This is a genomic window from Janthinobacterium sp. SUN206, from assembly GCF_030587305.1.
Taxonomy (GTDB): Bacteria; Pseudomonadota; Gammaproteobacteria; order Burkholderiales; family Burkholderiaceae_D; genus Janthinobacterium; species Janthinobacterium kumbetense.
Genome location: NZ_JAPWIB010000006.1, coordinates 16,544 through 31,637, shown reverse-complemented (window position 1 = coordinate 31,637; position 15,094 = coordinate 16,544). Strand labels below are relative to the sequence as shown.

General features: G+C 63.4%; 17 protein-coding genes. 5 read left to right on the top strand and 12 right to left on the bottom strand.

Annotation, left to right across the window (positions count from 1 at the left end):
* The first annotated feature begins 36 nt into the window (after nt 1-36).
* A complete protein-coding gene (gene gatB / locus O3300_RS26135) occupies nt 37-1,512 on the top strand; it encodes an Asp-tRNA(Asn)/Glu-tRNA(Gln) amidotransferase subunit GatB (protein ID WP_257219060.1) in 1,476 nt (491 codons plus the stop codon).
* Nucleotides 1,513-1,614: 102 nt separating this feature from the next.
* Nucleotides 1,615-2,652 (top strand): oxidoreductase, encoded by a 1,038-nt coding sequence (locus O3300_RS26130; RefSeq protein ID WP_305054541.1) that lies wholly within the window; start codon nt 1,615-1,617, stop codon nt 2,650-2,652.
* Here the strand turns inward: O3300_RS26130 and O3300_RS26125 are convergent.
* From O3300_RS26125 to O3300_RS26105, 5 genes are all read right to left on the bottom strand, one after another.
* The gene (locus tag O3300_RS26125; protein WP_099668255.1) at nt 2,645-2,974 is read right to left on the bottom strand and encodes a hypothetical protein; all 330 of its coding nucleotides are present in this window, start codon (nt 2,972-2,974) and stop codon (nt 2,645-2,647) included. The two genes, O3300_RS26130 and O3300_RS26125, sit on opposite strands and share 8 nt — an antisense overlap.
* The gene (locus tag O3300_RS26120; protein WP_305054540.1) at nt 2,974-3,438 is read right to left on the bottom strand and encodes a carboxypeptidase regulatory-like domain-containing protein; all 465 of its coding nucleotides are present in this window, start codon (nt 3,436-3,438) and stop codon (nt 2,974-2,976) included. Before O3300_RS26120 ends, O3300_RS26125 begins: the two co-directional genes overlap by 1 nt.
* Nucleotides 3,439-3,503: 65 nt before the next feature.
* Complete coding sequence (locus tag O3300_RS26115; protein WP_077399393.1) at nt 3,504-3,695, bottom strand: YqaE/Pmp3 family membrane protein; 192 nt, start codon at nt 3,693-3,695, stop codon at nt 3,504-3,506.
* A gap of 73 nt (nt 3,696-3,768) precedes the next feature.
* Nucleotides 3,769-4,662: an alpha/beta fold hydrolase gene (locus tag O3300_RS26110; RefSeq protein WP_305054539.1), complete on the bottom strand. Its 894-nt coding sequence runs from the start codon at nt 4,660-4,662 to the stop codon at nt 3,769-3,771.
* 21 nt (nt 4,663-4,683) lie between these two features.
* Entirely contained in the window at nt 4,684-5,577 is an 894-nt protein-coding gene (locus tag O3300_RS26105; RefSeq protein WP_070222806.1) for a LysR substrate-binding domain-containing protein, read from the bottom strand.
* Between the two features lie 126 nt (nt 5,578-5,703).
* On the opposite strand from O3300_RS26105, the gene O3300_RS26100 reads away from it, so the two are divergent.
* Together O3300_RS26100 and O3300_RS26095 are read left to right on the top strand one after the other, a co-directional pair.
* Nucleotides 5,704-6,447: a sulfite exporter TauE/SafE family protein gene (locus O3300_RS26100; protein ID WP_305054538.1), complete on the top strand. Its 744-nt coding sequence runs from the start codon at nt 5,704-5,706 to the stop codon at nt 6,445-6,447.
* Nucleotides 6,447-6,695, top strand: coding sequence for a GNAT family N-acetyltransferase (locus O3300_RS26095; protein WP_180278629.1), 249 nt, complete (start codon nt 6,447-6,449; stop codon nt 6,693-6,695). Before O3300_RS26100 ends, O3300_RS26095 begins: the two co-directional genes overlap by 1 nt.
* A gap of 75 nt (nt 6,696-6,770) precedes the next feature.
* Here the strand turns inward: O3300_RS26095 and pyrE are convergent, their stop codons facing one another.
* Complete coding sequence (gene pyrE / locus O3300_RS26090; RefSeq protein WP_035824465.1) at nt 6,771-7,433, bottom strand: orotate phosphoribosyltransferase; 663 nt, start codon at nt 7,431-7,433, stop codon at nt 6,771-6,773.
* A 108-nt stretch (nt 7,434-7,541) separates the two neighbouring features.
* On the opposite strand from pyrE, the gene O3300_RS26085 reads away from it, so the two are divergent.
* Nucleotides 7,542-8,318 (top strand): exodeoxyribonuclease III, encoded by a 777-nt coding sequence (locus tag O3300_RS26085; protein WP_305054537.1) that lies wholly within the window; start codon nt 7,542-7,544, stop codon nt 8,316-8,318.
* 6 nt (nt 8,319-8,324) lie between these two features.
* Here O3300_RS26085 and O3300_RS26080 read toward each other — a convergent pair whose 3' ends face one another.
* The 6 genes from O3300_RS26080 to ptsP form a co-directional block, all read right to left on the bottom strand.
* Nucleotides 8,325-9,239 carry a pseudouridine synthase gene (locus tag O3300_RS26080; protein ID WP_305054536.1) on the bottom strand — a complete coding sequence of 305 codons (915 nt, stop codon included), beginning with the start codon at nt 9,237-9,239 and terminating at the stop codon, nt 8,325-8,327.
* 1 nt (nt 9,240) lies between these two features.
* Nucleotides 9,241-10,143, bottom strand: a complete 903-nt coding sequence (locus O3300_RS26075; protein WP_077399370.1) for a M48 family metallopeptidase — start codon at nt 10,141-10,143, stop codon at nt 9,241-9,243.
* The gene (locus O3300_RS26070; protein ID WP_305054535.1) at nt 10,124-11,383 is read right to left on the bottom strand and encodes an AmpG family muropeptide MFS transporter; all 1,260 of its coding nucleotides are present in this window, start codon (nt 11,381-11,383) and stop codon (nt 10,124-10,126) included. Before O3300_RS26070 ends, O3300_RS26075 begins: the two co-directional genes overlap by 20 nt.
* Nucleotides 11,383-11,994, bottom strand: a complete 612-nt coding sequence (metW, locus tag O3300_RS26065; protein ID WP_099665555.1) for a methionine biosynthesis protein MetW — start codon at nt 11,992-11,994, stop codon at nt 11,383-11,385. The genes O3300_RS26070 and metW overlap by 1 nt, the downstream gene beginning before the upstream one ends.
* Nucleotides 11,991-13,190 carry a homoserine O-acetyltransferase gene (locus tag O3300_RS26060; RefSeq protein WP_099665556.1) on the bottom strand — a complete coding sequence of 400 codons (1,200 nt, stop codon included), beginning with the start codon at nt 13,188-13,190 and terminating at the stop codon, nt 11,991-11,993. The genes metW and O3300_RS26060 overlap by 4 nt, the downstream gene beginning before the upstream one ends.
* Before the next feature lie 135 nt (nt 13,191-13,325).
* On the bottom strand, nt 13,326-15,068 hold the full coding sequence (ptsP, locus tag O3300_RS26055) for a phosphoenolpyruvate--protein phosphotransferase (protein WP_289919765.1): 1,743 nt from the start codon (nt 15,066-15,068) through the stop codon (nt 13,326-13,328).
* Nucleotides 15,069-15,094: the final 26 nt, after the last annotated feature.

Genomic DNA, 15,094 nt, shown 5'->3' with positions numbered 1-15,094 from the left:
AAATAATTCGCGCCGCCCAGGCGGCGCCACCAAAAAATAAGCGAGAACACTATGCAATGGGAAGTCGTCATCGGTCTTGAGAACCACGTTCAGCTCACGACCGAATCCAAAATTTTCAGCGGTTCGCCGATCAAGTACGGCGCCGAAGCCAACACGCAAGCGAGCCCCGTCGACCTGGCGCTGCCAGGCGTGCTGCCGGTGATGAACAAGCAAGCCGTCGACCGCGCCATCCGCTTCGGCCTGGCCGTCGGCGCCACCGTCGCGCCGCACTCGGTCTTCGCGCGCAAAAACTATTTTTATCCCGATTCGCCCAAGGGTTACCAGATCAGCCAATTCGAGGACCCCGTCGTCATCGGTGGCGCCCTGACCTTCGGCTATGAAAAGGATGGCGAATTCGTCACCAAGACGGTCAACCTGACGCGCGCCCACCTGGAAGAAGACGCGGGCAAATCGCTGCATGAAGACTACGCGGGCATGAGCGGCATCGACTTGAACCGCGCCGGCACGCCGCTGCTGGAAATCGTCTCGGAACCGGAAATCCGCAGCGCCGCCGAAGCCGTGGCCTATGCCAAGGCCCTGCACTCGCTGGTCATGTGGCTGGGCGTTTGCGACGGCAACATGCAGGAAGGCTCGTTCCGCTGCGACGTCAACGTCTCCGTGCGCCCCGTCGGCCAGAAGGAATTCGGTACCCGCTGCGAAATCAAGAACCTGAACTCCTTCCGCTTCATCGAGGAAGCCGTGCACGTGGAAGTGCGCCGCCAGATCGAACTGATCGAAGAAGGCGGCAAGGTCGTGCAAGCGACGCGTTTGTACGATCCGGACCGCAAGGAAACGCGCGAAATGCGCAGCAAGGAAGACGCGCAGGATTACCGCTACTTCCCTGACCCTGACCTGCCGCCGCTGGTCATCTCGCAAGCGTGGATCGACACGGTCAAGGCCTCGATGCCGGAACTGCCGGCCGCCATGCGCGCCCGCTTCATCAGCGAATACGCGCTGCCGGAATACGACGCGCTGGTGCTGACGCAATCGAAAGCCATGGCCACCTACTTCGTCGCCGTGGTCGACAAGGCTGGCAAGGAAAACGCCAAGGCCGCCGCCAACTGGCTGATGGGCGACGTGTCGTCGACCCTGAACCGCGAAGGCGTGGACCTGGACGACGCCCCCGTCTCCGCCGCGCAGCTGGCCGCCATGCTCAAGCGCATCGCCGACGGCACGATCTCGAACAAGGCGGCAAAGGAAGTCTTTGCCGGCATGTGGGAAGCGAAGTCGGACGACGAAAATCTGGTCGACACCATCATCGACGCCAAGGGCCTGAAGCAGATCTCGGACTCGGGCGCCCTGGAAGCCATCGTCGATGAAGTGCTGGCGGCGAACGCCAAGTCGGTGGAACAGTACCGCGCCGGCAAGGAAGCGGCGATTAACGCGCTGATCGGCCAGGCCATGAAAGCGTCCAAGGGCAAGGCCAACCCGGCCCAGCTGACGGAACTGCTGAAGGCCAAACTGGCGGGGTAATCTTCGCGAGAGGCATGCAAAAGGACGCTGCGGCGTCCTTTTTTTATGCGCCGCCCGCTTGCAGTATGATCATGGATTCTTCCACGCACCTGTGAATACGCCATGAACAAGATCAAAACCGGCCTGGTCGGCTACGGCTTTGCCGGCTCTACCTTCCACGCTCCCGTGCTGTCCGCCATCGAGGCCCTGGAGCTGGCCGCCGTCGCTTCCAGCAAACCGGAGCTCGTGCACAAGGATTGGCCGCACGCGACCGTGTATGCCGAGCCCGCGCAGCTGTTTGCCGATCCGTCCATCGAACTGGTCGTCATCGCCGCGCCCAATGAGGCGCATTTCAGCCTGGCGCAAGCGGCCCTGCAGGCGGGCAAGCACGTGGTGGTGGACAAGCCCTTTACCATTTCCAGCTTTGAAGCACAGAGCCTGATCGCGCTGGCCAAAGAGCGCAAGCTGGTGCTCAGCGTGTATCACAACCGGCGCTGGGATGGCGACTTCCTGACCCTCAAAACGCTGCTGGCGCAGGGTACCCTGGGGCGCATCGCCAGCGTCGAGTCGCATTTCGACCGCTTCCGTCCCGAGATCCGCCAGCGCTGGCGCGAGTCTGGCGCACCGGGCGGCGGCTTGCTGTACGACCTGGGTCCGCACATGCTGGACCAGGCCATGCAGCTGTTCGGTCAGCCGGAAAAACTGTACGCCGATATCGCCCTGCAGCGCGACGGCGCGCAGGCTGTAGATTATATGCACCTTGTGCTGTACTACGACCGGCTGCGCGTGGTGCTGCAAGCGGGTTGCCTGGTAAAGGCGCCGACGGCGCGCTTCGCCGTGCATGGCGACAAAGGCAGTTTTGTGAAGTTTGGCCTCGACCCGCAGGAAGACGCCCTGAAGGCAGGCGGCAGGCCGGACCAACCCGGCTGGGGCGTGGATCCCGTGCGCGGCGCCCTGCACCTGGGCACGCAGCCGGACGGCCATTTCGAACACCTCGAGATGCAAGCGGGCCGCTACCAGGACTTTTACCAGGGCATGGCCGACGCCATCCGCCACGGCGCACCGGCGCCCGTGGCAGCCGAAGATGCGGCGGCGACGATACGTCTGATCGAACTGGCGCTGCAAAGCGCCACCGAAGGGCGCGTACTCAAGGTCAGTTGATGACGAAGGCCAGCACCACGGCGCCCAGCGCCAGCAGGGCCAGGCCGCAAATGAACAGCAGTTCGCCCCACCATTCGTAGCGCAAGCGCGACTGGCCGGGGCGCAGCGACATGAACGAAAGCACGGCGCTGACGAGAAAGACGATGGCATCGACGGCCAGCAGCTTGTCGATCGCCACGCGCACCTCGCCGCGCGGCGCCAGGTGGCCGATCGACAGCACCGTCATGCATACGCCGACCATCGTCGCCGACGTGGGCAGGATATGGGCAGACAAACCGCGCGCCGGCACGCCCCGCTCGGGCGCCTTGCCATCGCCCGGCATCAAGGCCGGCCCTGATTCGTTTCCGCCGGCCAGACCAGCTCCACGCGCGCGGAGCTGCCCGCCTTGACCTGCACCTTGCGTTCCAACGTCTTGCCGGCCAGGGTGGCGCGCAAGCGGTAGCTGCCCGGCGGCAGTTTCGCCAGCAGGAACGGTCCGCTGGCCGTCGTTTCCAGCACCGACATCCCCTTGGCATCGCTGATCTGCAGCTTCACGTCGGAGGCAAATTCCGCCTTGCCTGCCGCCTGCACGGAAAACACCAGGCTCAATGGCCAATGCCGGCTGGCGCTCTTGATGGCCGTCGACTCGTCGAGGCCGATGCCGCCGCTCAGGTATTCCACCGCCCCGCTCTTCTGCACGGGCGGCAGCGCGTTATCCGTTTGCGCCTGCGCCGCACTTCCCAGCAACAGCCCGGCGGCCAGCACTGCCACCGCCAGGCCCAGGGTACCGCGTCTGTTTGATGCCATCTCACTCTCCTCGTGTCGGTTGAATCAAGATAGGAAGCGCAGCTTAGGCAGGACTTAGGAAACCATCAACGCCGGCGCATGGCCTCGGCGATCTTCTGGTCCGTCTTGAACTGGCTCAACGCATATACGGCCCAGATCGTCGCTGGCAGCCAGCCGATCAAGGTGATTTGCAGGATCAGGCAAATGATGCCGGCGATCGGACGGCCGATCGTGAAAAAGGTCAGCCACGGGAATATCAGGGCAATCAGCAAGCGCATCGTTCGTTCCTTCAGTATTCCCCTGCGCCGCGGGGACCGGGCCGGCATGCGGCGGTAAAATCCATTGACCTGATTATAACGATACCTGCGCCTCACGCGGCGCGGGTGCCAGTTGTTTTTCCATCCACGCCAGAATGGCGGCGAAGATCTCCTCGCGGTTCAGTTCATTGAAATTCTCGTGATAATTGGCCGGATAGTAGTGATAGTCGAGCAAGCCATCGGGCACGCTGCGCAGCATGCTCTCCGTGGCGCGGCTGTCGGCCAGCTTGTCGTCACCGGCCACCACGGCAAACAGGGGGAAACGCCAGCCCGACAAGCCTCCCGCCAATTCCTTTTGCGCCGACGTCAAGGCATGGGCGAAACGCACCGAGGCGGCACTGGCGCGGATGCCGTCGCGCTCATCCTGGAAATGGCGCGCGGTGATGGTCTGGTCGTGCGTGAGCAGCATGGTCAGGTTCCCCAGCGGTACCTTCATCGTGGGGAAGCGCTGCGCCAGCCAGCCCGACAGCATCTGCAGCACCTTCGGCACGGGAATCGCATTCACGTAATACGGCGATGAGATGACAAAACCCTTGATGGCCGGGTCGCCCGCAAAACGCCGCAGCCCCAGATGCGTGGCGATCAAGCCACCCATGGAGTGGCCCATGACGAAAACCGGCACGCCTGGATACGCCTGCTTGACCCAGGCGAGGAACAGCTCTTCGTCGTCGAGAAAAGCCTTGAACGATGGGATATCGACCTTGCGCTGGCCATCGTGGCCCACCATGTCGAAGCTGACGGTGGCGATGCCGTGCTGGCGGAAGTACAGCGCCGGCGTGACGTAATCGCCCGCATGCGCCATGCCGCCGTGGATCGCCAGGATCACGGCACGTGGCTGTTGTGGCCCTGGCGGCTGCCAGATGTGGATGGGCCGCTCGACCTGGTCGCTGCACCGCAGGCTGGCCATCTTGTCTTCTGAAAAACGCATCGCTGCTCCTGTCATGCCCTGTCACGCCTTCAGATGATCGATCAACTGGCGCGCATACAGGGGTAATTCACTGAACTGGCGCACGCAAATCGTCAGATTGCGTACCGACCAGGGATCGGATAATTCCAGGCAGCGCAGTGCCATCGTCTGCTGGCAGCGGCTGGCAGCCGCCAGCGGCACCACGCTGATGCCCACGCCGCTGGCCACCATGCGGCACACGGCATCGAAGCTGCGCAGGCGCACGCGCACCTTCAACGGGCGGCCCAGGCGCGCCGCATGCATGCCCAGATACTGCTGCATCGCGCTGTCATCGGCCAGGCCGATGAAATCGTGATCCAGCAGCGTGGAAAACGCGACGACACCATCCTGGCCCAGCGCGCGGTGGTGCACGCCGTCGGCCGCGGCGATGACCACCAGGCGGTCGGGGCGAAACAAAAACGTCTGCAAGCCGCGCATGTCGACCGAGTCGGACACGATGCCCATATCGGCCAACCCTTCCGAGACAGCCTTGACGATATCGTAACTGAGGCGCTCTTCCAGGTCGATGGTCAGGTTCGGATGGCGGTCGAGAAAAGCGCCCAGCGCCTCAGGCAAAAATTCGCTGAGCGCCGCCGTATTGCACAGCAGCCGCAACTGCCCTTTCAAGCCGCGCGCAAACTCTCCAAGCTCGCCGCGCATTTTCTCCATTTGCAGTAAAACGAGGCGCGCGTGATGCAGCAAGGTCTGGCCCACGGGGGTCGGCTCCACGCCGCGCCGCCCGCGCAGCAGCAAGGGCATGCCCAGCATCTCTTCCATGCCGCGCACGCGCGCACTGCTTGAGGCCAGCGCCAGGTGACTGCGCGCGGCGCCCGCCGTCAGGCTGCCCGCCTCCACCACGTTGACAAACAGCTGCAAATCGACCAGATCAAAGCGCATGGCGGCTCTCCTTTTCGCCATCTTATCAGCCTTCGTCTTTCACTAAGGCTGACTCAAAATAATCCACCTTGGCGAAATCCGCAAGCGCGCGCAGAATCCACGCAAAATCACTGTGGGATGAAAAAGATGGAGACGTCATTTCTGCTGGCCGTTGGCGCCAGCTTCCTCGTCGCTGGCTTCGTCAAGGGCGTAGTCGGCCTGGGGCTGCCGACGGTGGCCATGGGCACGCTCAGCCTCATCATGCCGCCCGTGCAGGCGGCCGCCCTGCTGATCGTGCCATCGATGGTGACGAATGTCTGGCAACTGGCGGCCGGCCCCGGCCTGCGGGCGCTGCTGCGGCGCTTGTGGCCCATGCTGACCGCCGTCATGGCGGGCACGCTGGCCGGCGGCGCCCTGCTGCCGGCCGACAGCGGCGCCTGGGCCATCGTCGCGCTGGGCGTGGCGCTGATGCTGTATGCGCTGGCGGGCCTGTTCTCGCTGCAGCTGCGCGTGCCGACGCGGCACGAAGCGTGGCTGGGGCCCGTGGCAGGCGCGGTAACGGGACTGGTGACGGCCGCCACGGGTGTCTTCGTCATCCCCGCCGTGCCGTATCTGCAGGGACTGGGGCTGGCGCGCGATGCGCTGGTGCAGGCGCTGGGCCTGGCGTTTACGGCGTCGACCGTGGCGCTGGCGGCCAGCCTAGCCCTTCACGGCGACTTCAGTCTCGGTGCGGCCGGCGCGTCGGCGTATGCGCTGCTGCCGGCGCTGGCCGGCATGCTGGCCGGTCAATGGCTGCGCGGGCGCATCGCGCAGCCGGTATTCAAGCGATGCTTTTTTATCGGCCTGTTCGCCCTGGGTTTGCATGCGGCGCTCAAACCATGGCTGGCGTGATGATGCAGATAGACTGGCAAGGGGACAGCGCGCTGTGCGCGTGGATCGACGGCCAGCAGGTGGCCATGCTCGACATCAGCAAGTGCGCGAACGAAGTGACGGTGAACATGCTGTTCGTGAAACCGCCGTTCCGCCGGCGCGGCATCGGCGGCGCGCTGCTGCGGCGGTTATTGCAATGCCATCCGCAGGCCAGCGCCGCCTGCAGCGACCCGCGGCTGCGGGCGCTGCTGGAAAGTAGTGCGATTTAAAGTGTTCAGGGCAAGGCGCAGCGCGGCAGACAGCACGCTAGTGCGGCAACGCGCTGCAACGCCGCCATGGGCGCTTTAAATCCCGTAGCGCGTGCGGTAGGCGGAAACAGCCTCTTTATGTTTCAACAGCTCCGGATCGGCGCCCGCACCATTCAAGTAGCCGAACAAGTCGTCCAGGTTGCCGATCGAGATGACTGGAATGCCGTACTGTTTCGACACTTCCTGCACCGCCGAACTTGGCGACAGCTGGCCATCGGGACCCGAACGCTCCATGCGGTCCAGGGCGATCAGCACGGCGCATGGCTCGGCGCCGGCGGCGCGGATCATGTCCACCGATTCGCGCACCGAGGTACCGGCCGAGATCACATCGTCAATGATGACAACTTTGCCATGCAATTTGGCGCCGACGATGGTGCCGCCTTCGCCATGGTCCTTGGCTTCCTTGCGGTTGAAGGCGAACGAAGTGTTGCGGCCCTTGCCAGCCAGCGCCACGGCGGTGGCCGAGGCCAGGGTGATGCCCTTGTAGGCGGGACCGAACAGCATGTCGAATTCCACGCCCGAATCGAGCAGGGTCTGCGCGTAGAACTGCGCCAGCTCGGCCAGGGTGGCGCCGTCGTGGAACAGGCCCGCATTGAAGAAGTACGGCGACTGGCGTCCGGCCTTGGTGGTGAACTCGCCAAACCGCAAGACTCCCTTGGATACTGAAAACGCGATAAACTGCTGGCGTAAATTATTCACATTAGCCTCATTTTTTAAAAGTGCCTGTATTTTAATCCGCGCGCACCGGCGAGACAATCGCCATGCCGCGCCCGCCGGCCCCGTCCAGCGCCCTTTCACTCTAGACCTATGCCAAAAATTATCTCCGCCAACCTGAACGGCATCCGTTCCGCCGCCAAAAAAGGCTTTTTCAACTGGATGGGCACGCAGACGGCCGATTTCATCTGCGTGCAGGAATTGAAGGCGCAACTGCCCGACATGACGCCGGAATTCCTCAACCCGCACGGCTATCATGGCCATTTCCACTACGCCGAGAAAAAGGGCTATTCCGGCACGGGCGTGTACAGCAAGGTGGAACCGGACGCCGTGCATATCGGCTTCGGCAGCCCTGAATTCGACGCCGAAGGCCGCTACGTGCGCTGTGATTTTGGCAACCTGTCCATCATTTCCGTGTACTGCCCGTCCGGTTCGTCCGGCCCGGAGCGCCAGGAAGCCAAGTTCCGCTTCATGGAACTGTTCCTGCCGCATTTGCTGGAATTGAAGGCGCTGGGCCGCGAAGTGGTCATCTGCGGCGACTGGAATATCGCCCACCACGAAATCGACCTGAAGAACTGGAAGGGTAACAAGAAAAATTCCGGCTTCCTGCCGGAAGAACGCGCCTGGCTGACGCGCGTCTTCGACGAAGTGGGCTTTGTCGACGTACACCGCGGCCTGGACAAGCGCGAAGACCAGTACACGTGGTGGAGCAACCGCGGACAAGCCTACGCGAAAAACGTGGGCTGGCGCATCGACTACCACGTCGCCACGCCCGGCATCGCGGCCCAGGCGCATACGGTCAGCGTCTACAAGGACGAGCGCTTCTCCGACCACGCGCCGCTGATCATCGACTACACGCTCAAGGCGTAAGCGCCGCTACAGGCTGCGCCGGCTTTCAAAATGGCGCGGCGCGCCGCTCAACGGGTCCGTGAAATCGATCGCGCGCGCCAGCAGCTGCAAGGGCTGCGACATATCGTCCTCCTTGCACGGCAGGGCCACCGGGTAAAACGCATCGTTGACGATGGGGATGCCCAGCGACGCCAGGTGCACGCGCAGCTGATGCTTGCGCCCCGTGTGCGGCTGCAGCCGGTACAGATTCAACTCGCCACGCCGCTCGATCACGTCGATGACGGTTTCCGAGTTCGGCTCGCCCGCTTCCTCGCGCATGAGGAAAAACTGCTCACCCTCGACCATGCGGCTGCGGTAGGTAAATGGAAAATCGCGGCCATCGAGGCGCGGCGCCAGCGCCTCGTACGTCTTGCGCACTTCGCGGCGCTGGAACAGCGATTGATAGGCGCCGCGACTGGCCACCTGGCGCGAAAAAATCACCACGCCAGCCGTCTCGCGGTCGAGGCGGTGGATCGGCGTCAGGTCGGCGCAGTCCAGGGTTTTCTTCAGGCGCGTCAGCAGGGTCTCCTGCACGAAGCGTCCGGCCGGCGTCATGGGCAGGAAGTGCGGCTTGTCGACCACCACCAGGTGTTCATCCTGGAACAGGATCTCTTCCTGGAAGGGGATCGGCGTTTCCCGCTCCAGCTCGCGGTAGTAAAAAATGCGCATGCCGCGCTTGTAGGCGCTGCCAGGGCCCAGCACCGCACCGTCGCCGTTCACCACTTCGCCGCGCGCCATGCGGTCCCGCCATTGCGCGGCGCTGATCTGCGGATAGCGCTCCAGCAGAAACGACAGCATGTCGGGCCACTGCCCTTCCGGCAGCCACAGGTAACTGGGCGCCACGCCGTCGCGCATGGGCAACGGCGCCGCTGCCGGCTTGTTGCCGGGACTGCGTACAGACATCCTAGCGCTGCGCGATGGCATTGCTGCGGTATGGCGGCAGGGCGTCCACGCTGACGCCCTTGCTGCGCGCGTACAGGGGCAGCACTTGCGCCATGTGGCTGTTCATCTGCGAGATGCGGTCCTTGCCCGACGGGTGAGTCGAGAGGAATTCCGGCGGCGCGCCCGCGCTCACGGCCGCCATCTTCTGCCACAGCACCACGCCGGCGCGCGGATCGAAACCGGCGCGCGCGGCCAGATCCATGCCGATCAGGTCCGCTTCACGTTCATCGTCGCGCGAAAACTTCAGCATCACGCCCTTGGCCGCCATGTTCGTGGCGGTGCTGGTCAGATTCGGGTCGACGCCGAGCCAGGCTGACAGGCCGGCACCCACCAGCTTCGAGCCGACGGCAGCCAGGTTGCCCTTGCCAGCCTGCGCTTGCGAGTGTTCGCGCAAGGCGTGCGAAATTTCATGGCCCATGACGACGGCCACTTCATCGTCGGTCAGGTTCAGTTTGGTGATGATCCCGCTGTAAAAAGCGATTTGCCCGCCCGGCATGCAAAAGGCGTTGACCTCGTCCGAGTTGAGCAGGTTGATCTGCCAGTTCCAGTTGGCCGCCGCATCGTTCCAGCGCGTGGCAAACGGGATGATGCGCTGGGCGATGGCGCGCAGGCGTTTCACTTGCGGATCGCTGTCCGGCACCAGCGCGTTTTTTTCCTTCGCTTCGTTGACCAACTGCGTATATTGCTGCTTCGATTCCGCATTGAAATCGGTGCCGCCGGCAAAAATGCGCGACGTCGACAAGGGACGCACCTTGATGCCATCCTGTACCGTTGCCTGCTGGGCGTAGACGGACAGGGGCGCCAGCGCCGTGACCGCGCACAGGCTGGCCAGGACGGTGTAACGTTTAAGGGATATTGGTGCCATTGGCAGACCTCCATGGAGCGATTTTAGGCAGCATCATCATGGCCGGGAAGGCCAGGAAGAAGCACACGATGAAAAACGAGAACCAGCCCAGCTCGGCGACCAGGAAGCCCACCGAGGCATTGATCAGGGTGCGCGGCACGGCGCTCAGGCTGGAAAACAGCGCATATTGCGTGGCCGTGTAGCGCGGGTCCGTGGTGCGCGACAGGAACGCGACAAAGGCGGCTGCACCCAGGCCCAGGCTGGCGAAAGCTTCAAAACCGATCACGGCGCTCAATAGCATGGTGTTCGGCCCCACCTGCGCCAGCCAGGCAAATCCCAGAATCGCAATCGCCTGCAGCGCGCCAAACACCCACAGGCCCCGGTTGATGCCCAGCTTGAGCATCCACACGCCGCCCACCACGCCGCCGGCCAGGCTGGCCCAGAAACCCGTGGTGTTGGCGGCCAGGCCGATCTGCGTCATGGAAAAGCCCAGGTCCAGGTAAAACTTCGTCGCCAGCGCCGTGGCCATGCTGTCGCCGATTTTATAGAGTAATACGAAAGCGAGAATCCACATTGCGTTACGCCAACCATCACGCGCGATGAATTCCTGGAATGGCAAGATGATCGCTTCGCGCATGGTCTTCGGCGGCGAGCCATACACGGTCGGCTCCCTGATCAACAAAGTGCACACGAGGCCCGGCAGCATGAAGGCGGCCGTGATCCAGAACACGGGCTGCCACGGCATGCGGTCGGCCAGGATCAGCGACAGCGCGCCCGGCACCATGCCCGCCACCTTGTACGCGTTGACGATGACGGCGGCGCCCAGGCCCTGCTCGTTATCGCTGAGGATTTCGCGCCGGTAGGCGTCGATGACGATATCCTGGCTGGCAGACAGAAAAGCCACGCCGCCGGCAGCGGCCGCGATCAGGCCGATCTGCGTGAGCGGATCGAGCATGCCCATGCCGCCGATGGAAAAGAACAGCGCCACCTGCGTCAGGGCCATCCAGCCGCGCCGGCGTCCCAGGCCCAGGATGCGGTAGCGGTCCATCAGGGGCGCCCACAGGAATTTCCAGATATACGGGAACTGCACCAGGGCGAACAGCCCCAGCGCCTTGACGTTCAATCCCGACTTGGCCAGCCATGCCTGCAGCAGGTACAGCAGGATGAACAGGGGCAGGCCGGAACTGAAGCCCAGCACCAGCACGGCCAGCATGCGGCCATTGGCATAGGAACGCCAGCCTGGCGCCGGGATTGTGCTCATCAATGCACCGCTTTTTTACGCAGGCGGAAGACGGCCAGGTCGCCGCGCAGGTTTGGCAGCACGGAAACCATCTTGCCTTCGGCCAGGGCCACGCATTCGATCACTTCCAGGCCGCATTCCTCGGCCAGTTCGCGGAAGTCGTTGATCGTTGCGCAGCGCACGTTGGGCGTGTCGTACCACTGGTAGGGCAACGATTTCGACACGGGCATGCGCCCTTTCAGCAATGCCACGCGGTGCGGCCAGTAGGCGAAGTTGGGGAACGAGACGATGGCTTCGGCGCCCACGCGCACGATGTCGCGCAGCAGCGGCTCGACCTGCTTCATCATCTGCAGGGACGACAGGCACAGCACCGTATCGAAGCTGTTGTCGCCAAAGACGGCCAGGCCTTTTTCCATGTCCTGCTGGATCACATTGACGCCGCGCAAAGTACTGGCCAATACCTTGTCGTCGGCGATCTCGATGCCGTAACCGCTGCACTCCTTGTCGCTTTGCAGGTACTGCAGCATCACGCCGTCGCCGCAGCCCACGTCCAGCACATGCGCGTTGTCCGGCACCCAGTGGGCGATGAAGGCCAGGTCGGGGCGCAGCGCGCTCAATTCGTCAAAAGTCATGCGGTCTCCTTCGCGCCCTGGCGGACGGCGGTGTGCTGTGCAGGAGCGGGCAAGCCCGCCCCGATGTCGTTCCATACCTGGCCATAGTAGGCGCGCACCATGTTCATGTAGCGCGCATCTTCCAGCAGGAAGGCGTCGTGGCCGTGCGGCGCGTCGATTTCCGCATACGTGACCTGGCGGCGGTTGCAGACGAGCGCTTCGACGATTTCGCGGCTGCGCTCGGGCGAGAAGCGCCAGTCGGTGGAAAACGAGGCGAGGAAGAACTTGGCCTTGGTGCCCGACAGGGCCTTGGCCAGGTCGCCGCCGTGTGCGCGCGCCGGGTCGAAATAATCGAGCGCCTTGGTGATCAACAGATACGTGTTGGCGTCGAAGTATTCGGAGAATTTGTCGCCCTGGTAGCGCAAATACGATTCGATCTCGAAGTCGATGCCGAAGCCGAACTTGTAATCGCCCGTCTGCGCCGCATCGCGCAGCTTGCGGCCGAATTTCTCGGCCATGTCGTCATTCGACAGATAGGTGATATGGCCCACCATGCGCGCCACGCGCAAGCCGTTCTTCGGCACCACGCCGTGGGCATAGAAGTCGCCGCCATGGTAATCGGGGTCGGACAGGATGGCCTGGCGTGCCACATCGTTGAAAGCGATGTTTTGCGCCGACAGCTTGGCCGTCGAGGCGATCACCACGCAGTGGCGCAGGCGCTCGGGGAACATGATGCTCCACGCCAGCGCCTGCATGCCGCCCAGCGAGCCGCCCATCACGGCGGCGAACTGCGTGATGCCCAGTTCATCGGCCAGGCGCGCCTGCGCGCTGACCCAGTCTTCCACCGTGACGACGGGGAAGGAGGCGCCATACGGCTTGCCGGTGGCGGGATTGGTGTGCATGGGGCCCGTCGAACCGAAGCAGGAACCCAGGTTGTTGACGCCGATGACGAAGAATTTGTTGGTGTCGAGCGGCTTGCCCGGTCCCACCATATTGTCCCACCAGCCCGTGCTTTTCGGCTCGTCGGCGTAGACGCCGGCCACGTGGTGCGAGGCGTTCAGGGCGTGGCAGACCAGCACCGCATTCGATTTGTCGGCGTTCAGGGTGCCGTAGGTTTCATACATCAACATATAGTCTTGCAGCGATGCTCCGCTTTGCAGCTGCAAGGGTTGCGCAAAATACATGGTTTGCGGCGAAACAATTCCAATGGATGACATGTGTGTCGGTTTATAAAAGGGGGGCGGCCCCACGGGCCATGGTCGATGCAGCACCGCGATGATAGGTGCTGCAACTTTAGCATCAGGACACCTCTTGCCGCGCGCGAGGTGTCCTGATGCTGATAAGGTGACAGTTTACATGAGCTGCAGTTGCTGGACAGCTTCCGCGATCACATTTGGTTCCATGGAACGCATAATTTTGCGCATTTGTGGCGCAATCAGGCCAAGATCGCTGTTGAGTATCTCTTGCTTGACCGCCAACAGCTGGGCCGGATGCATGGAAAACTCGCGCAGCCCCATGCCCAGCAGCAAGCGCGTGAGCTTCACGTCGCCCGCCATCTCGCCGCAGACGGCCACGTCGATGCCCGCCTTGTGGCCGGCGGCGATCGTCATGGAGATCAGTTGCAGCACGGCCGGGTGCAGCGGATTGTACAAATGCGCCACTTCATAGTCGACGCGGTCGATGGCCAAGGTGTACTGAATCAAATCATTCGTGCCGATCGACAGGAAATCCATGCGTTTGACGAACATGGGCAGGGCCAGCGCGGCGGCGGGAATCTCGATCATGGCGCCCACTTCGACCTCGTCGTCGAACTTGACGCCGTCCTCGCGCAGGCTGGCCTTCGCTTGCGCGATCATGGCCAGCGACTGGTCGATCTCGAACGCATGCGCCAGCATGGGAATCAAGATGCGCACCTTGCCGAAGGCGGAAGCGCGCAAAATGGCGCGCAGCTGCGTCAGGAACAGCTGCGGCTCGGCCAGGCAGTAACGGATGGCGCGCAAGCCCAGGGCGGGATTCAAGGCCGTATGGTCGGACTGGTCGAGCGGCTTGTCGGCGCCGATGTCGAGCGTGCGGATGGTCACCACGCGCCCTTTCATCGATTGCACCGTGTTGCGGTAAGCCTCGAACTGCTCGTCCTCGGTGGGAATCTTGTGCGCGCGGCCCATGAACAGGAATTCGGAGCGGAACAGGCCCACGCCGCTGGCGCCCGATTCCAGCGCGAACGGGCAATCCTCGGGCAGTTCGATATTCGCCAGCAGGGTAATCGGCGTGCCGCACCTGGTGACGGCCGGCGTCTTTTTCAGCTTGCCCAGCTTCTTGCGCGCGCGCTGCATGGCCACTTGGCGCTCGCGGTACTGTTCCAGCACCAGGGGACTGGGGTTGGCGATCACCACGCCTGCGTCGCCGTCGATGATCAGCCAGTCGTCCTGCTCGATCAGCATCGACGCCTGCGACATGCCGACGGCGGCCGGGATATCCAGGCTGCGCGCGACGATGGCCGTGTGCGAGTTCTGACCGCCCACGTCGGTGATGAAGCCGATGAAGGAGCGGTCGCGGAACTGCAGCATGTCGGCCGGCGAGATATCGTGGGCGACGACGATCATCTGCGCCAGCAATTCATCGTCGGCGGGCGCTTTCGGCAGCAGCTGTTCCGTGCCCAGCAAGACCTTCAGCACGCGTTCGGCCACTTGCTGGATGTCGGCCTTGCGTTCGCGCAAATACGGGTCTTCGATTTCGTCGAACTGCGCCGATAATTCATCAATCTGCGTCAACAGCGCCCATTCGGCGTTGTAGTGGCGCGAACGGATGATGTCGAGCGGCGCTTCGGCGATCATCGGGTCCGACAGGATCAGCGCATGCACGTCGATGAACGCGCCCAGTTCCGTGGGGGCGTCCTTCGGCAGCTCGTTCCACAGGGTTTGCAGCTCCTTGTGGACGGCGGCGATGGCGTTTTGCAAACGCTGGACTTCCGCTTCGATCTGTTCCTGGGCGACCAGGTAGTGTTTGACGTCAAGGGCGGCCGGCGCCAGCAGATGCGCGCGGCCAATGGCGATGCCGCGGGAGACCGGGATGCCGTGGAGCGTGAAAGATGCCATGGGGTGACCTGTCGGAATGCGGCTGC